Annotated in this window: 12 protein-coding genes and 1 tRNA gene; 2 read left to right on the top strand and 11 right to left on the bottom strand. The window is 72.9% G+C overall.

The features are described from left to right. Positions 1 to 36: 36 nt before the first annotated feature. The gene (locus DS079_RS15050; protein WP_126988620.1) at positions 37 to 531 is read left to right on the top strand and encodes a hotdog fold thioesterase; all 495 of its coding nucleotides are present in this window, start codon (positions 37 to 39) and stop codon (positions 529 to 531) included. Between the two features lie 27 nt (positions 532 to 558). Here DS079_RS15050 and DS079_RS15045 read toward each other — a convergent pair whose 3' ends face one another. Together DS079_RS15045 and DS079_RS15040 are read right to left on the bottom strand one after the other, a co-directional pair. Continuing rightward, the gene (locus DS079_RS15045; RefSeq protein ID WP_126988619.1) at positions 559 to 1938 is read right to left on the bottom strand and encodes an ABC transporter substrate-binding protein; all 1380 of its coding nucleotides are present in this window, start codon (positions 1936 to 1938) and stop codon (positions 559 to 561) included. 67 nt (positions 1939 to 2005) lie between these two features. Beyond that, entirely contained in the window at positions 2006 to 2722 is a 717-nt protein-coding gene (locus DS079_RS15040) for an ANTAR domain-containing response regulator (RefSeq protein WP_126988618.1), read from the bottom strand. Between the two features lie 39 nt (positions 2723 to 2761). Here DS079_RS15040 and DS079_RS15035 point away from each other — a divergent pair. Next, positions 2762 to 2844, top strand: a tRNA-Leu gene (locus tag DS079_RS15035). Positions 2845 to 2946: 102 nt separating this feature from the next. On the opposite strand, the gene pyk is transcribed toward DS079_RS15035, so the two are convergent. The 9 genes from pyk to DS079_RS14990 all read right to left on the bottom strand — a co-directional run bounded on the left by pyk (position 2947) and on the right by DS079_RS14990 (position 15454). Next, complete coding sequence (gene pyk, locus DS079_RS15030; RefSeq protein ID WP_010550670.1) at positions 2947 to 4410, bottom strand: pyruvate kinase; 1464 nt, start codon at positions 4408 to 4410, stop codon at positions 2947 to 2949. A 99-nt stretch (positions 4411 to 4509) separates the two neighbouring features. Then, on the bottom strand, positions 4510 to 5988 hold the full coding sequence (locus tag DS079_RS15025; RefSeq protein ID WP_126988617.1) for a glutamate synthase subunit beta: 1479 nt from the start codon (positions 5986 to 5988) through the stop codon (positions 4510 to 4512). After that, complete coding sequence (gene gltB / locus DS079_RS15020; protein ID WP_126988616.1) at positions 5981 to 10561, bottom strand: glutamate synthase large subunit; 4581 nt, start codon at positions 10559 to 10561, stop codon at positions 5981 to 5983. The genes DS079_RS15025 and gltB overlap by 8 nt, the downstream gene beginning before the upstream one ends. A gap of 112 nt (positions 10562 to 10673) precedes the next feature. Further along, entirely contained in the window at positions 10674 to 11603 is a 930-nt protein-coding gene (gene lgt / locus DS079_RS15015) for a prolipoprotein diacylglyceryl transferase (protein ID WP_010550667.1), read from the bottom strand. 39 nt (positions 11604 to 11642) lie between these two features. After that, positions 11643 to 12470: a tryptophan synthase subunit alpha gene (trpA, locus tag DS079_RS15010; protein WP_126988615.1), complete on the bottom strand. Its 828-nt coding sequence runs from the start codon at positions 12468 to 12470 to the stop codon at positions 11643 to 11645. Continuing rightward, a complete protein-coding gene (trpB, locus tag DS079_RS15005; RefSeq protein ID WP_126988614.1) occupies positions 12467 to 13792 on the bottom strand; it encodes a tryptophan synthase subunit beta in 1326 nt (441 codons plus the stop codon). Before trpB ends, trpA begins: the two co-directional genes overlap by 4 nt. After that, positions 13789 to 14622, bottom strand: a complete 834-nt coding sequence (gene trpC / locus DS079_RS15000; RefSeq protein ID WP_126988613.1) for an indole-3-glycerol phosphate synthase TrpC — start codon at positions 14620 to 14622, stop codon at positions 13789 to 13791. The genes trpB and trpC overlap by 4 nt, the downstream gene beginning before the upstream one ends. A gap of 62 nt (positions 14623 to 14684) precedes the next feature. After that, positions 14685 to 15152 (bottom strand): DUF2752 domain-containing protein, encoded by a 468-nt coding sequence (locus DS079_RS14995; protein WP_126988612.1) that lies wholly within the window; start codon positions 15150 to 15152, stop codon positions 14685 to 14687. Continuing rightward, on the bottom strand, positions 15149 to 15454 hold the full coding sequence (locus DS079_RS14990; protein WP_126988611.1) for an HGxxPAAW family protein: 306 nt from the start codon (positions 15452 to 15454) through the stop codon (positions 15149 to 15151). Before DS079_RS14990 ends, DS079_RS14995 begins: the two co-directional genes overlap by 4 nt. Positions 15455 to 15502: the final 48 nt, after the last annotated feature.

Here is a 15502-nt window from a genome sequence, read left to right as displayed (position 1 = left end):
TCCGCGCACCCGGCGGGCTGTGGCAGTCTCGGGGGCATGTCCGATCAGCGCATCCGCCCCGCAGACCCCGCCACCGCCCCTGTCGGCGCGACCGAGGCGGCGCCGGCGCCCCTGGACGCGCGGCTCGCCGCCCAGCTCGAGGCGTCCTTCGCCGGGACGCTCGTGGAGCGGCTGGGCATGGAGGTGCTGACCCTCTCCCCGAGCGGCGGCACGATGCGGATGCCGGTCGCGGGCAGCACCCAGCCGGCCGGGCTGCTTCACGGCGGGGCGACGATCGCGCTGGCCGAATCGATCGCCTCGGTCGCGGCGCTGCTGCGCGCCCGCGAGGTGCACGGCGAGGGGGCGCAGGCCGTGGGCACCTCGGTCTCCGCCCTGCACCATCGCTCGGCGCGCGAGGGCTGGGTCACCGCGACGTGCACCCCGCGCCATCTCGGTCGTCAGGTCGCGAGCTATCTGGTGGACGTCCACGACGAGGCCGGGACCCTGCTGAGCACGATCACGGTCGCGACGCAGCTGCTGCCGCCGCGCTGAGCGGCGCCGTCGCCGCCCGGGCGCGCCTCACTCGGGCGCCTCGAAGCCTCCGGCGGTGCCGGGCTGCATCACGTTCGCCTCGTTCCAGGTGTACTCCCGCAGCTGCCCGATCCGGGCGTCCGACTGCCCGCCGAGCTCGACCTTCCCCATCCGGCCGACGTAGGTGACGGTGGCCTTCTCCCCCGCCTCCATCGCCGTGGTCATCACCCGGCGGCACTCCTCGAAGTCGGTGCACTCCTCGCTGCCGGTGAGGACGGCGTTCAGGGCCGCGGCGAGGGCGGTGCCCTCGACAGAGAGGGCGTGCTGCGCCGCGAGGCACAGCATCACCAGCGCGTCGTAGCCGTGCTGCGAGTAGGCGTAGCCGCGCCGCAGGAACTCGGGGTTGCGGTTGAGCATCATGTTCTCGTGGCCGACGGTGATCTCGCCGCCCGGCTCGTAGCCGGTCACGGCGGTCAGCGACTCGGGGGCGAGATCCTTCGCCACCGGCTCCTGCGAGTAGTCGATCGTCGCCGCCGGCGACACCCGCCGCGGGAACTCGATCCTGGGCCTCTTGCCCTCGTCCAGGGTCGCGGTGTGCAGGGCCGAGAGGAACGGGGCGAGCTCCGCCCCGCCGTTGGCGACCAGCAGCGCGGGCGGGGACTCGAGGACCGCCTTCACCCGGGCGCCGATGTCGCCGATCTTCCCGACCTCGTAGAACTGCTGGCTGACGACGCGGCCGCTCGAGGGGTTCAGCACCTGCGTCATCTCGTTCAGGAGGCTGCGTCCCTGGAGCGTGTCCTCGGAGAGATAGGCAACGGTGCCGGCGGGCCCGGACTTCTCCCCTCCCCCGCCGCCGAGGGCCTCCTCGGCGTAGCGGGCCGCCATCACGCGGTCGTTGGGGGCGAGGCGGATCAGCAGGTTCGAGGTCTTCACCTCGGCCGCGCGGACGCCCATCCCGGAGGTGAGCACGTCGAGGATCGCCAGCTGCGCCTCGACCAGCGCGGGCATCGCCGCGATCAGGGACTCCTCGTCGATCGAGGTGATCACACAGGTGGCGCCGGCATCGGCCATCTCGGCGATGACCGGGGCGAGGTCCTCGCCGGGCGCCTCCATGACGTGGCGCTCCAGGAGCACGACCTCCTGGCCGAACAGACCCTCCCAGCGGGCGTTGACGTCGACCCTCGCCTCGTCGATCGAGACCGCGATCGCCTCCTCGAACCTCGCCATCCGGCCGTAGGAGGCGCCGATCTGCCCGATCACGAGCGGCTGGTCGGGCTCCTCGAGGTCACCCGCGGTGGGCTCGGTGGTGGTGGGCCGACGGCGCCTCCCGCGGCCGATCCCGCCGCCCTGGCTGCAGCCGCTCAGCGCCCCGGCGCCGAGCACACCGGCCCCGAGTCCGCGCACGAGCGTGCGTCGCGTGATGCTCATCTGCTCGGTGTCCCCCTCCGCAGGACCGGCGCGCCCCCGCGCGCCGGTCGTTGGTGCCTGCCGGCCCTCAGTCCTTGCCCTGGCCGCCGAGCTGGTCGACGACCGCGTCGGCGACCTCGCGCATGGTCAGTCGACGGTCCATGGAGGTCTTCTGGATCCAGCGGAAGGCATCCGGCTCGGACAGGCCCATGTTGGTCTGCAGCAGTCCCTTGGCGCGGTCCACGCGCTTGCGGGTCTCGAAGCGCTCGCCCAGGTCCGCGATCTCGGACTCGAGCTGCACGATCTGCTGGTGGCGGGAGATCGCGATCTCCACGGCCGGCAGGAGGTCCGCCGGGGTGAAGGGCTTGACGACGTAGGCCATCGCGCCGGCGTCGCGGGCCCGCTCGACCAGCTCGGACTGCGAGAAGGCGGTGAGCATCACGACGGGGGCGAGGTTCTCCTCGCCGATCTTCTCGGCGGCGGTGACGCCGTCGGTCTGCGGCATCTTCACGTCGAGGATCACGACGTCGGGGCGCAGCTCCCGGGTCTTCTCGATGGCGCTCTCGCCGTCGCCGACGGCGGCGATCACGTCGAAGCCCGCCTCGGTGAGCGTCTCGACGATGTCCATGCGGATGAGGCTCTCGTCCTCGGCGACGACCGCGGTGCGGCGCGGTGCATCACCCGCGGCGGCGGTGTCCTGGGCGTCGTCGGGAAGTTCGGTGAAGTCGTCAGTCATGTCGCCCTGTGTCTCGGTCGGGGCCGGCGCCCGGGTGCCCTGCACCCGTCGGCGGAGGCCGGTGGTCATCAGCGGTATCCTAGTCCAGCCCTCGACGCCTGAGGGCAGGCCGGGTTGGCGGAATGGTAGACGCGGCGCACTCAAAATGCGCTGTCCGCAAGGGCGTGCGGGTTCGAGTCCCGCACCCGGTACGCACGGGACGGCGCCCGCGGCCATCGGCCGCGGGCGCCGTCGCCGGTCCGGGGCCTCCCCCGGACCGGACGGGCCTCCGCCCGCAGGTCACTGCTCGGCGGTCACTGCCCGGTGGCGATGCGGTCGGCCTCGATGCGGGCCGACTCGGTGCCGTCGAGGTCGCCGATGCGGTGCACGCGCAGGGTGTTGGTCGAGCCGTGGACGCCGGGGGGCGAACCGGCCGCGATGATGACCAGGTCGTTCTTCTGCAGCCCCTTCTGCTCGCGCAGGAGCTCGTCGACGACGGTGACCATCTCGTCGGTGTCCTTCTGCATCGGCACCAGGTGCGCCTCGACGCCCCAGGTGAGGGACAGCTGGCGGGCGACCTCGGGGTACGGGGTCATCGCCAGCAGCGGGATGGTCGGGCGCAGCCGCGAGAGGCGGCGCGCGGTGTCACCGGACTCGGTGAAGGTCACCAGGTACTGCGCGGAGAGCTGGTCGCCGATCTCCGAGGCCGCGCGGGTGATCGCACCGCCGCGGGTGTGCGGGATGGTGCCCAGCGGCAGGATGCGGTCGGCGCCGTTCTCCTCGGTGTTCGTGACGATGCGCGCCATGGTGCGCACGGTCTCGAAGGGGTACTTGCCCACGCTGGTCTCGCCCGAGAGCATGACCGCGTCGGCGCCGTCGAGGATGGCGTTGGCGCAGTCGGAGGCCTCGGCGCGGGTGGGGCGCGGGTTCTCGATCATCGACTCGAGCACCTGGGTGGCCACGATCACGGGCTTCGCGTTGCGGCGGGCCAGTTCGATCGCGCGCTTCTGCACGAGCGGGACCTGCTCGAGCGGGAGCTCCACGCCGAGGTCGCCGCGGGCGACCATGATGCCGTCGAAGGCGCCGACGATCGAGCGCAGCGCGCGCACGGCCTGCGGCTTCTCGATCTTCGCGATGACCGGGACGCGGCGTCCCTCCTCCTGCATGATGCGGAGCACGTCGTCCATGTCGTGGGCGTCGCGCACGAAGGACAGGGCGATCAGGTCCGCGCCGAGGGCGAGGCCCCAGCGGAGGTCCGCGATGTCCTTCTCGCTCATGGCGGGGACGGAGACGGCCACGCCGGGCAGGTTGATGCCCTTGTGGTTGGAGACGGGCCCGGGGACCTCCACGACGGTGGTCACGTCGGTCTCGGTGACGTCGGTGACGCGCACGGAGACCTTGCCGTCGTCGATGAGGAGCACGTCGCCGGGGCGGCAGTCGCCCGGCAGGCCCTTGAACGTCGTCGAGACGCGCTCCTTCGTGCCGACGATGTCGTCGGTGGTGATCGTGAAGGTGTCGCCGACCTCGAGGATGTGGGGGCCGTCCGCGAAGTTGCCCAGGCGGATCTTCGGGCCCTGCAGGTCGACGAGCACGGCGACGTTCTTGCCGAGGTCGTCGGAGGCCTTGCGGATGTTGGCGTAGACCTGCTCGTGGTCCTCGTGAGTGCCGTGGCTGAGATTCATCCGCGCCACGTTCATCCCGGCTTCGATCAGCGTCCGGATCTGCTCGTAGGTGTTGGTCGCGGGACCAAGGGTGCAGACGATCTTCGCTTTGCGCATGTCAACCCATCTGTAGTTCGAGTGAAGGGCCGCGGCCCGGTGGACAGCGCGCGAGCGCCGTGACAGGGCCGCGGCGTCGCGTGTACTCCGCCTAGTCTTTCACACTGTGACGGGCTTCTCGCCGGGGCGCACGGGGCGCGGGAGGGAACTGGTGCCCATCAGGTGCTCGTCGACCGCCGCCGCGCAGGAGCGGCCCTCCGCGATCGCCCACACGATGAGGCTCTGGCCTCGGGCGCAGTCGCCTGCGGTGAAGACGCCGGGCGCCGAGGTGGCCCAGGAGCCGTCGTGCACGACGGTGCCGCGTGAGGTCATCTCCACACCGAGCTGCTCGATCAGCCCCTGCCCCTTCGCGCCGGTGAAGCCCATCGCGATCAGGACCAGGGTGGCGGGGAGCACGGTCTCGGTGCCGGGAGTGGGGGTGCGGCGGCCGTCGACGAACTGCGTCCGGGCCACGCGCAGGCCCGTCACGGCGCCGTCCGCGTCGACCTCGAAGCCGGTGGTGGAGGCGAGATAGGAGCGTGCGCCGCCCTCCTCGTGGGCGGTGGAGACCTCGAAGAGCACCGGGTGGGTGGGCCAGGGCTGGGACTCGTCCCGCTCGCTGGGCGGCTGGGTGCCGATGGCGAGGGTCGTCACCGAGCGGGCGCCCTGGCGCAGCGCGGTGCCGAGGCAGTCGGCCCCGGTGTCGCCGCCGCCGATGATCACCACGTCCTTGCCCTCGGCGGAGATCCGCTCCCCCAGCCAGTCGCCCTCGACGAGGCGGTTCGCCTGGGTGAGGTACTCCATGGCGGGGTGGATCCCGGCGGCCTCCCGGCCGGGGACGGCCAGCTCGCGCGGCACGCTCGCGCCGGTGGCGAGCACGACCGCGTCGAAGCGCGAGCGCAGCTCCTCGACGGACAGCGCGCCCTCGCCGGTCCCGCCGACGTCGACGCCGGTGCGGAAGCGGGTGCCCTCCTCGCGCATCTGGGCGAGGCGACGGTCGACGTGCCGCTTCTCGAGCTTGAACTCGGGGATGCCGTAGCGCAGCAGCCCGCCGAGGCGGTCGTCCTTCTCGAGCACGACCACGGCGTGGCCGGCGCGGGTGAGCTGCTGGGCGGCGGCGAGGCCCGCCGGTCCGGAGCCGACGACCGCGACGGAGCGGCCGGTGTGCCGGGTCGCGGGGACCGGGCGCACCCAGCCCTCCTCGAAGGCGCGGTCGATGATCGAGACCTCGACGTTCTTGATCGTCACCGGCGGCTGGTTGATGCCCAGCACGCAGCTGGACTCGCAGGGGGCGGGGCAGGCGCGGCCGGTGAACTCGGGGAAGTTGTTGGTCGCGTGGAGCCGCTCGGCGGCCTCCGCCCAGTCGTCGCGGTAGACCAGGTCGTTCCACTCCGGGATCAGGTTGCCCAGCGGGCAGCCCTGGTGGCAGAAGGGGATGCCGCAGTTCATGCAGCGCCCGGCCTGGCGGGAGACCACCGAGAGGGTGCCCTTCTCGCGGGCCTCGTAGACCTCGCGCCAGTCCATCAGGCGCACCGGCACCGGGCGGCGGGCGGGCAGCTCGCGGTCGCGGGTGCGCAGGAATCCTCGGGGATCAGCCATGGGTGGCCTCCATGATCTCGTTCCAGACATCGTTCGCATCGGGGTCGAGCCCCTGGGCCACCGCGTCGTCCCGGATCGCGGTGATGGTGAGGAAGGCGCGGGGCGCGATCTCCGTGAGGCGCCCCATCAGCTCCTCCTCGTCGGCCAGCAGCGCGGCCGCCCGGTCGGAGCCGGTGCGGGCCAGGTGGTCGCGCAGCGCCTCGAGGACGAAGCCTCGGTGCTCCGCGCGCACGGGGGCGACGGAGAATCCCCGGGCGTCGGCGGGGTTCAGGCAGGAGGGGTCCAGGTCCAGGACGAACAGGGTGCCGCCGCTCATGCCGGCGCCGAGGTTGCGGCCGGTCGGGCCGAGCACGATCACGGCGCCGCCGGTCATGTACTCGGCGCCGTGGTCGCCGATCCCCTCGACCACCAGGGTCGCGCCGGAGTTGCGCACCCCGAACCGCTCCCCCGCGGCGCCCGCCAGCAGCAGGCGGCCGCTGGTGGCGCCGTAGGCGCAGGTGTTGCCCGCGATCGGGGCGGAGGTCAGCGAGGGCCCGGTGCCGGCGCCGTGGCCGACGGCGATCACGCCGCCCGAGAGCCCCTTGCCGACGTAGTCGTTCGCGTCGCCGGTGAGGTGCATGCTCACGCCGCGCGGGAGGAACGCCCCGAAGGACTGTCCGCCGGTGCCGGTCAGCTCGAGCACGATCGCGTCGTCGGGAAGGCCCGCGCCGTCGGTGCGGCGGGTGACCTCGTGGCCGAGCAGGGTGCCCGCGCTGCGGTCGATGTTCCGCACCTGCCCGGGGATCCGGACCGTGCCCGCGCGGGCGTCGATCACCTCCTCGGCCGCGGCGATCCAGGGATGGTCAGGGGCCTTCTCGAGGGCGTGGTCCTGGCCGCGGCGGCGGCGCGGGAAGTCGCCGGGGTGGATCTCGGGCGCGGCGAGCACGGCCGCGAGGTCGAGGCCCTCGCGCTTCGCCTCGCCGAGCGCGGTGAGCGCCCGCTGGTCCTCCCGCAGGGCGAGGAGGTCGGTGCGCCCGATCGCCTCGTCCAGGGAGCGCAGCCCGAGCGCGGCGAGGTGCTCGCGCACCTGCTCGGCGACGAACTGGAAGAAGGTCACCACGTGCTCGGCCCGGCCCGCGTAGCGGGCGCGCAGCTCGGGGTTCTGGGTGGCGACGCCGACGGGGCAGGTATCCAAGTGGCAGACGCGCATCATGACGCAGCCGGTGACGACCAGCGGCGCGGAGGCGAAGCCGTACTCCTCGGCCCCGAGCAGCGCCGCGATCACCACGTCGCGGCCCGTCTTCATCTGCCCGTCGACCTGGACGGTGATGCGGTCGCGCAGCCCGTTCAGCAGCAGGGTCTGCTGGGTCTCGGCGAGGCCGAGCTCCCAGGGGGTGCCGGCGTGCTTGAGGGAGTTCAGCGGGCTCGCGCCGGTGCCGCCGTCGTGCCCGGAGATGAGGACGACGTCCGCATGGGCCTTCGACACGCCGGTGGCGACCGTGCCGACCCCGAAGCGGGAGACGAGCTTGACGTGCACGCGCGCGGCCGGATTCGCGCTCTTCGCGTCGTGGATCAGCTGGGCGAGGTCCTCGATCGAGTAGATGTCGTGGTGCGGGGGCGGGGAGATCAGTCCGATGCCGGGGGTCGAGTGGCGGGTCCGGGCGATCCAGGGGTAGACCTTCTCGGGCGGGAGCTGTCCGCCCTCACCGGGCTTCGCGCCCTGCGCCATCTTGATCTGGATGTCGCGTGCGAAGGTCAGGTACTCGCTGGTCACGCCGAAGCGGCCGGAGGCGATCTGCTTGATGGCGCTGCGCCGCTCGGGGTCGTGCAGGCGCTCGGGGTCCTCGCCGCCCTCGCCGCTGTTGGACATGCCGCCCAGGCGGTTCATGGCGATCGCGAGGGTCTCGTGGGCCTCCTGGGAGATGGAGCCGTAGCTCATCGCACCGGTCATGAAGCGTCGCGTGATCGACTCGACCGGCTCGACCTCCTCCAGCGGGATCGCGGGCGAGTCGTCGGTGCGCAGGCGCAGCAGCCCGCGGATCGTCAGCAGCCGCTCGTGCTGCTCGTCGACCGCGTCGGTGTAGGCGCGGAACTCGTCGTACTTCCTCGCGCGGGTGGAGTGCTGCAGGCGGAACACCGACTCGGGCGTGAACAGGTGCGGCTCGCCCTCGCGGCGCCACTGGTACTCGCCGCCGACGGGCAGGCTTCGGTGGGGCGGGTGCACGCCGTCGACCGGATGGGCCAGGGCGTGGCGGGCGGCGATCTCCTCGGCGATGACCTCGAGGTCGATGCCGCCGATGCGGCTGATGGTGCCCGGGAACCAGGTGTCCACGAGCTCCTGGCTGAGGCCCACGGCCTCGAAGACCTGGGCGCCGCGGTAGGAGGCGACCGTGGAGATGCCCATCTTGGACATGATCTTCAGGACACCCTTGGACAGCGACTTGGCGAGGTTCGCGACGGCCTGCTCGGGGCTGAGGTCGCTGACCACCCCGCGCTCGACGAGCTCCTCGACGCTCTCCATCGCGAGATAGGGGGTGACCGCGCTGGCGCCGTAGCCGATGAGCAGCGCCGCATGGTGCACCTCGCGCACGTCCCCGGCCTCGACCACGAGCGCGGCGGAGGTGCGTCGGCCTGTGCGCACCAGGTGGTGCTGGACGGCGCTGGTCATCAGCAGCGAGGGGATCGGGGCGAGGACCTGGTTGGTGTCGCGGTCGGAGAGGACCAGGAAGGTCGCGCCGTCGTCGATCGCGGCGACGGCCTCCTCGCAGATCTCCTCGAGCCGTGCGCGCAGCGCGGCGGTGCCGCCGGCGACCGGGTAGAGGCCGCGCAGCCGCACGGTGTGGAAGTCGGCCGTGGCGGGGTGGGCGTCGACCGCGAGCAGCTGCGCGAGCTGGTCGCTGTCCAGCACCGGAGCATCAAGCGACAGCTGCCGGGCATGCTGCGGGGTCGCGTCCAGGAGGTTCCGGGACCGGCCGATGCTCACCCCGAGCGAGGTGACGATCTCCTCGCGCAACGAGTCCAGCGGCGGGTTGGTGACCTGCGCGAACATCTGCGTGAAGTAGTCGAACAGCAGCCGGGGACGGTCAGAGAGCACCGCGATGGGGGTGTCGGTGCCCATGGCGCCGAGCGGCTCGGCGCCCTTGGCGGCCATCGGGGCGAGCAGCACCCGCAGCTCCTCCTCCGTGTACCCGAAGGTCTGCTGGCGGCGCAGCACGGAGGAGCGGGAGTGGGTGATGTGCTCGCGCCGGGGCAGGTCACCGAGCGCGACCTTCTGCTCCTTCACCCAGGTGGCGTAGGGGCGGGCGGTGGCGATCTCGTGCTTGAGCTCGTCGCTGGGCACGATCTCGCCCGCCTCGAGATCGAGCAGGAAGATCTCTCCCGGCGCGATGCGGCCGGTGCGCACCACCTCGGAGCGGGGGACGTCCACGAGCCCCGTCTCGGACCCGAGGATCACCAGGTCGTCCTCCATCACCCAGTAGCGCAGCGGACGCAGACCGTTGCGGTCCAGGCGCGCGCCGACCTGCGTGCCATCGGAGAAGACGACGGCCGCGGGCCCGTCCCAGGGCTCCTGGAGCGCGGCGTGGAACTCGTAGAAGGCCCGCAGGTCCGGGTCCATCGACTCGTCGTTCTCCCAGGGCTCGGGCACCAGCATCATCAGCGCGTGGGGCAGGGAGCGGCCCGAGAGGTGCAGCAGCTCGGCGACCTCGTCGAGGCCCGCGGAGTCCGAGCCGCCGGGCGTGGTGATCGGCAGCAGGCGGGAGAAGTCCTCGCCGAAGGCGTCGGTGGCCATCGACCCCTCGGCCGCACGGACCCGGTTGCGGTTGCCGATCACCGTGTTGATCTCGCCGTTGTGCGCGAGGGTGCGGAAGGGGTGGGCGAGCGGCCAGGCGGGGAAGGTGTTGGTCGAGAAGCGCGAGTGGACGATCGCGAGGGCGGAGGCGAAGCGGGGGTCGCGCAGATCGGGGTAGAACTCGTCGAGCTGGACGGGGGTGAGCATCCCCTTGTACACCATCACGCGGGTCGAGAGGGAGGGGAAGTAGCCCTCGGTGGCGTGCTCGACGCGGCGGCGAGTGGCGAAGACGGCCCGCTCGAGCTCGAGGCCGGTGCGCTCGGCGCGGGCGTCGGCGAGGAAGACCTGCACGAAGTCTGGGCGGACCTCCTCGGCCGAGGGGCCTACGAGCCCGTCGGTCACGGGCACTTCGCGGGTGCCGAGCAGGCGCAGGCCCTCCTCGGCGGCGACGCGCTCGAGGGTCTCCAGCACGGCGGCGCGGCCGTCGGCCTCGCGGGGCACGAAGGCGATGCCGGCGGCGTACTGCCCCAGCGGCGGCAGGTCCAGGCCGCTGACCTCGCGAAGGAAGGCGTCGGGCAGCTGGACCATGATCCCGGTGCCGTCACCGGTGTTCTCCTCGGCGCCGACCGCGCCGCGGTGATCGAGGTTGCGCAGTGCCTCGAGGGCGTGCTGGACGATGCGGTGCTGGGGGGTGCCGCGGAGCGTCGCGATCATCGCGACGCCGCAGGAGTCGACCTCGCTGTCCGGCCGGTAGAGGCCCTGGGCGGCGGGGAGGGACGAGAAGCGGGAGGTGAGGGGGAGCATGACGCGGGAGCCCTTCTGGAGCGGCGGCCGGTGACGGGCTCGTCGAGGATCCGACGAGCGCCCGGGCCCCGGGCCGCCCTCCGCGCGCTTCGCGTCGTCCGGAGGAGGGTCCCTAGGGGCCGGGTGAGGGAGCGGGGCCGGGAGAGGGAGGCGTGCCCGACTTCTCGACCTCGTCCTCGTCGGGGCCGTTGCCCTCGGTCTGGGCGGGCAGGCTGAAGGAGCCGTCGGCGGCGACGACCTCTCCCCCGCGCTTCCGCTTGCGCAGGGTGAGCAGCACGAACATACCCACCCCCACGAGCACCATGAGCAGGGCGACGAGGGTGTGGATGCGCAGCGGGCCGACCATCAGCACGGGCTCGGAGCGGATCGCGTCGATCCAGGCGCGTCCGGTGGAGTAGATCGCGACGTAGGCCCAGAACACACGGCCGCCCGCCCACTGGAAGCGGCGGCTGAGCAGCAGGAGCACGGCGAGGCCGGCGAGGTTCCACAGCTGCTCGTACAGGAAGGTGGGGTGGTAGGTGCCCGGCACGCAGCCGGCGATCGTGGCCCCGTTCGTCTCGCAGGTCACGTCCCACGCCCACCAGGCGTCCAGCGGCGGGCCGTAGAGCTCCTGGTTGAACCAGTTGCCGAAGCGGCCCAGCACCTGGGCGAGCATGATGGTGGGGGCGATCGTGTCGGCCAGCGCGGTGAAGGAGACGCCCTTGAGCCGGGCCATGATCCACACCGCGAGGGCGCCGCCGGCGACGCCGCCGTAGATCGCGAGCCCGCCCTGCCAGATGTACAGCACCGAGAGCGGGTCGCCCCCGGGGCCGAAGAAGGGCGCCGGGGAGGTCAGGACGTGCCAGACGCGGGAGCCGATGATCCCGGCGATCACCGCGACGAAGACGATGTCGAAGAGGGTGTCGCCGTCGCCGCCGCGGGCCTCCCACCGCTTCGTCGCCCACCACAGCGCGACACCGATGCCGGCGAGGATGCACAGCGCGTAGAAGTGGATCGTGAGGGGGCCGAGGGAGAGAGCGGAGATGCTCGGGCTGGGGATCATCGCGTGCTCTCCTCTCGGATGTGGGTCCTGCGGGGGTGGTCAGGTGCGGGCGCGCTCGACGCCGCTGCGGAGATCCGCCGCGACGGCCGCGAGGGCCGTGCGGGCCGCCGCGTCGTCGCCCTCGTGCTCGATCAGTGCGCGCACGAAGGCGGAGCCGACGATCACTCCATCAGCGTACGCGCCGACCTGCGCGGCCTGCTCACCGTTCGAGACGCCCAGGCCCACGCAGACGTTCCTCGCCCCGGCCGCCCGGGTGCGCTCGACGAGGCCCTCCGTGGCGGTGGAGACGCTGGCCCGGGTGCCGGTGACGCCCATGGTGCTCGCCGCGTACACGAATCCGCGCGTGTGCGAGACCACATGCTCGAGCCGGTCCCGCGGGGAGCTCGGCGCGACGAGGAACACACGGTCCACGCCGTGCTGCTCGGAGGCGGCGATCCAGTCGGCGCCCTCGTCGGGGATGAGGTCGGGGGTGATCAGCCCGGCGCCGCCGGCGGCGGCGAGGTCGCGGGCGAAGGCGTCGGGACCGTAGGCGAGCACCGGGTTCCAGTAGCTCATCACCAGGATCGCGGCGCCGCGGCCGGAGAGCTGCTCGACGGCCTCCAGGACGTGCCGGGTGCGGGTGCCGCGCTCGAGCGCGGCGGAGGCGGCCTGCTGGATCACGGCGCCGTCCATGACGGGGTCGGAGTAGGGCAGGCCCAGCTCGATCATGTCCGCGCCGTGGTCGATGAGCACCTTCGCGGCCTCGATCGAGCGGTCGAGGTCGGGATATCCGACGGGCAGGTAGCCGATGAGCGCGGCGCGGTCCTCGGCGCGGGCGCGGTCCAGGGCGTCGCCGGCGCGCAGGCGGTGGGTGTCGGCGGCGGTCATCGGGCCTCCTCCTGGGCGGCGGGTGCGGCGGTGCGGGCGAGATCGCGCAGGGCGGCGAGGTCGGCGCGCGCGGGATCGTCGCCCACCAGCCCGAACCAGCGCGAGGCGGTGTCCACGTCCTTGTCCCCGCGGCCGGAGAGGCTCACCAGGATCACGGCGTCCTCCCCGAGCTCGCGTCCCAGCTCGAGCGCGCCGGCGAGGGCGTGGGCGGACTCGATCGCGGGCATGATGCCCTCGGTCATGGACAGCAGCGCGAAGGCCTCCATGGCGGGGCCGTCGTCGATCGCGCGGTACTCGGCGCGGCCGATGTCCGCGAGCCAGGCGTGCTCGGGGCCGACGCTGGGGTAGTCCAGCCCGGCGGAGACGGAGTGCGAGGGGATGGTCTGGCCGTCCTCGTCCTGCATGACGAAGCTGCGCGCTCCGTGGAGCACCCCGGCGGAGCCGCCGGTGATGGTCGCCGAATGACGGCCGGACGCGACGCCGTCGCCGCCGGCCTCGCAGCCGACAAGGCGCACGAGCGGATCGGTGTCGTCGAGGAAGGCGTGGAAGATGCCCATCGCGTTGGAGCCGCCGCCGACGCAGGCGACGACCGCGTCGGGCAGTCGGCCCACGCGCTCGAGGGTCTGGGCGCGGGCCTCCTCGCCGATGATGCGGTGGAAGTCGCGCACCATGGCGGGGAACGGGTGGGGTCCCGCGACGGTGCCCAGCAGGTAGTGGGTGGTCTCCACGTTCGCGACCCAGTCGCGGAAGGCCTCGTTGATGGCGTCCTTGAGGGTGCGGGAGCCCTGCTCGACGGCGACGACCTCGGCGCCGAGCAGGCGCATGCGGGCGACGTTGAGGGCCTGGCGCTCGGTGTCCTCGGCGCCCATGTAGATCGTGCAGTCGAGCCCGAACAGGGCCGCGGCGGTCGCGGTGGCGACGCCGTGCTGGCCCGCGCCGGTCTCGGCGATCACGCGGGTCTTGCCCATGCGACGGGTCAGCAGCGCCTGGCCGAGCACGTTGTTGATCTTGTGCGAGCCGGTGTGGTTGAGGTCCTCGCGCTTGAGGAGGATCCGCGCGCCGCCGGCGAGGGCCGAGAAGCGCGGCGCCTCGGACAGCAGCGAGGGACGCCCGGTGTACTCGGCGGCCAGACGCCGCAGCTCGCTGCTGAACTCGGGGTCGACGATCGCCTTCTCGTAGGTCTCGGTGAGCTCGTCGAGGGCGGGCACGAGCGCCTCGGGCAGGAAGCGCCCGCCGAAGTCGCCGAAGTAGGGCCCGGCCTCGGAGCGCAGCGCCGTCGAGGGTCGGGTGAGGTCGGGCAGCACGGGGTCGGGGGTGCTCATGCCTGGGCTCCTTCCGGGAGGGGGCGGCCGCGGCGGGCGACGCTGCGGAACGAGGAGACGGCGTCGGCGGGGTCCCCGGAGGTCACCAGGGCCTCGCCGACCAGGACGGCGTCCGCGCCGGCGGAGGCGTAGGCCTCGACGTCGGCGCGGGAGGCGACCGCGGACTCGCCGATGGCGAGGGGACCGGCGGGGATGCGGCGCAGCAGCGCCGCGGCACGGCCCAGGTCGACGGTGAGGTCCTTGAGGTTGCGGGCGTTGACGCCGAGGAGCTGCGGGTCCAGGGCGAGGGCCCGCTCGAGCTCCTCCTCCGTGTGGGTCTCGACCAGCGCCTGCATGCCCAGCTCGCCGGTGAGGGCGTACAGCTCCTGCAGCGGTCCGTCCTCGAGCGCGGCGACGATCAGCAGCACGATGTCGGCCCCGTGGGCGCGGGCCTCGTGCACCTGGTACGGCTCGACGACGAAGTCCTTGCGCAGCACCGGCACGTCGACCCTCTCGCGGACGGCGTCGAGGTCGGCGAGGGAGCCGCGGAAGCGGCGCTGCTCGGTGAGAACGCTGATCGCGGAGGCTCCGGAGTCCGCGTAGGTGCCGGCGAGCTCGGCCGGCTCGGGGATCTCCGCCAGGGCGCCCTTGGAGGGGCTGGCGCGCTTGACCTCGGCGATCAGGCCCATCGTGGTGCCGTCGCCGGCGAGACGGGCGCGGGCGTCGAGGGCGGGGGCGGCGGCGTGCGCGCGCGCCTCGATCTCGGCGTCCGGCACGGCGCGGCGCCGGGGGGCGAGATCCTCGCGGACGCCGACGATGATGTCGTCGAGAACGGTTCCGGTGGTGGTCACTCGGTCCTCCTGAAGCGGGTGGGGCGGCGGCGTGCACGAAGCTGCGGTCCGCGAGGCGGGGCTCAGCCGCCGACGTACGAGATCGGTGCCAGGAACCAGAAGGCGGGGAGGTTCCGCAGGACCGTGAAGACCAGCACGACGCCGGTGAGCACGAGCACCGTCGTGCGGGAGGGCGTCAGCTCGGTGGTGAGGCCCCGCGCCCGGCGCAGCGCCCACACCCCCATGCCGATCGCGGTCAGCGGGATCGCGAGGATGATCAGCAGGTTGCTGCGCAGGGCCAGCAGCAGGTCGCCGGCGAGCAGGGAGTGCACGGCGCGGAGCGCTCCGCAGCCGGGGCACTCGATGCCCGTGAGGTGGTTGACGATGCACAGCGGCACATGGGTGCGGAACGGGTCGAAGATCAGCTGCACCCCGACCGCGAGCGCCAGTGCGGCGCCCATGATGCCGAGCGGCAGCAGGAGCCGGTGCGCACCGCGCGCGGGTACTCCCGCGCCGAGCTGCTCGTCCCGCTCCTGCGCCGCGAGGGTCACCTGGTGCCGGCCTCGGCGGGGGCCTCGTCGGGACGGGTCTCGGCGACGGCGACGGCCTCGGAGACCGGGTGGCCGTACTTCTTCGGCTGGCCGAGGCCGGCCTTGGACATCACGACGCCGGCCAGGATCGCGAGCACGACGATCGCGGCGCCGACCCAGATCAGCACCGTCATCTCGGGGAGGATGAGGCCCGCGGCGATCGGGACGGAGCCGATCACGATGCCCATGTTCATCGTCCACGCCGCGACGGTCTTCCCCTCGTTGTGATGGGGCGGCGGCGGCACGGTGTAGGTCTTCGACATGATCCTTCTCCAGTCTGGGTCCCGGTCGGGGCCATTGTGCCACGTCAT

Origin of the sequence: Brachybacterium paraconglomeratum, from assembly GCF_003994255.1 — a bacterium.
In the GTDB taxonomy this organism is placed as follows: domain Bacteria; phylum Actinomycetota; class Actinomycetes; order Actinomycetales; family Dermabacteraceae; genus Brachybacterium; species Brachybacterium conglomeratum.
This window is presented reverse-complemented; position numbering and strand designations above follow the sequence as displayed.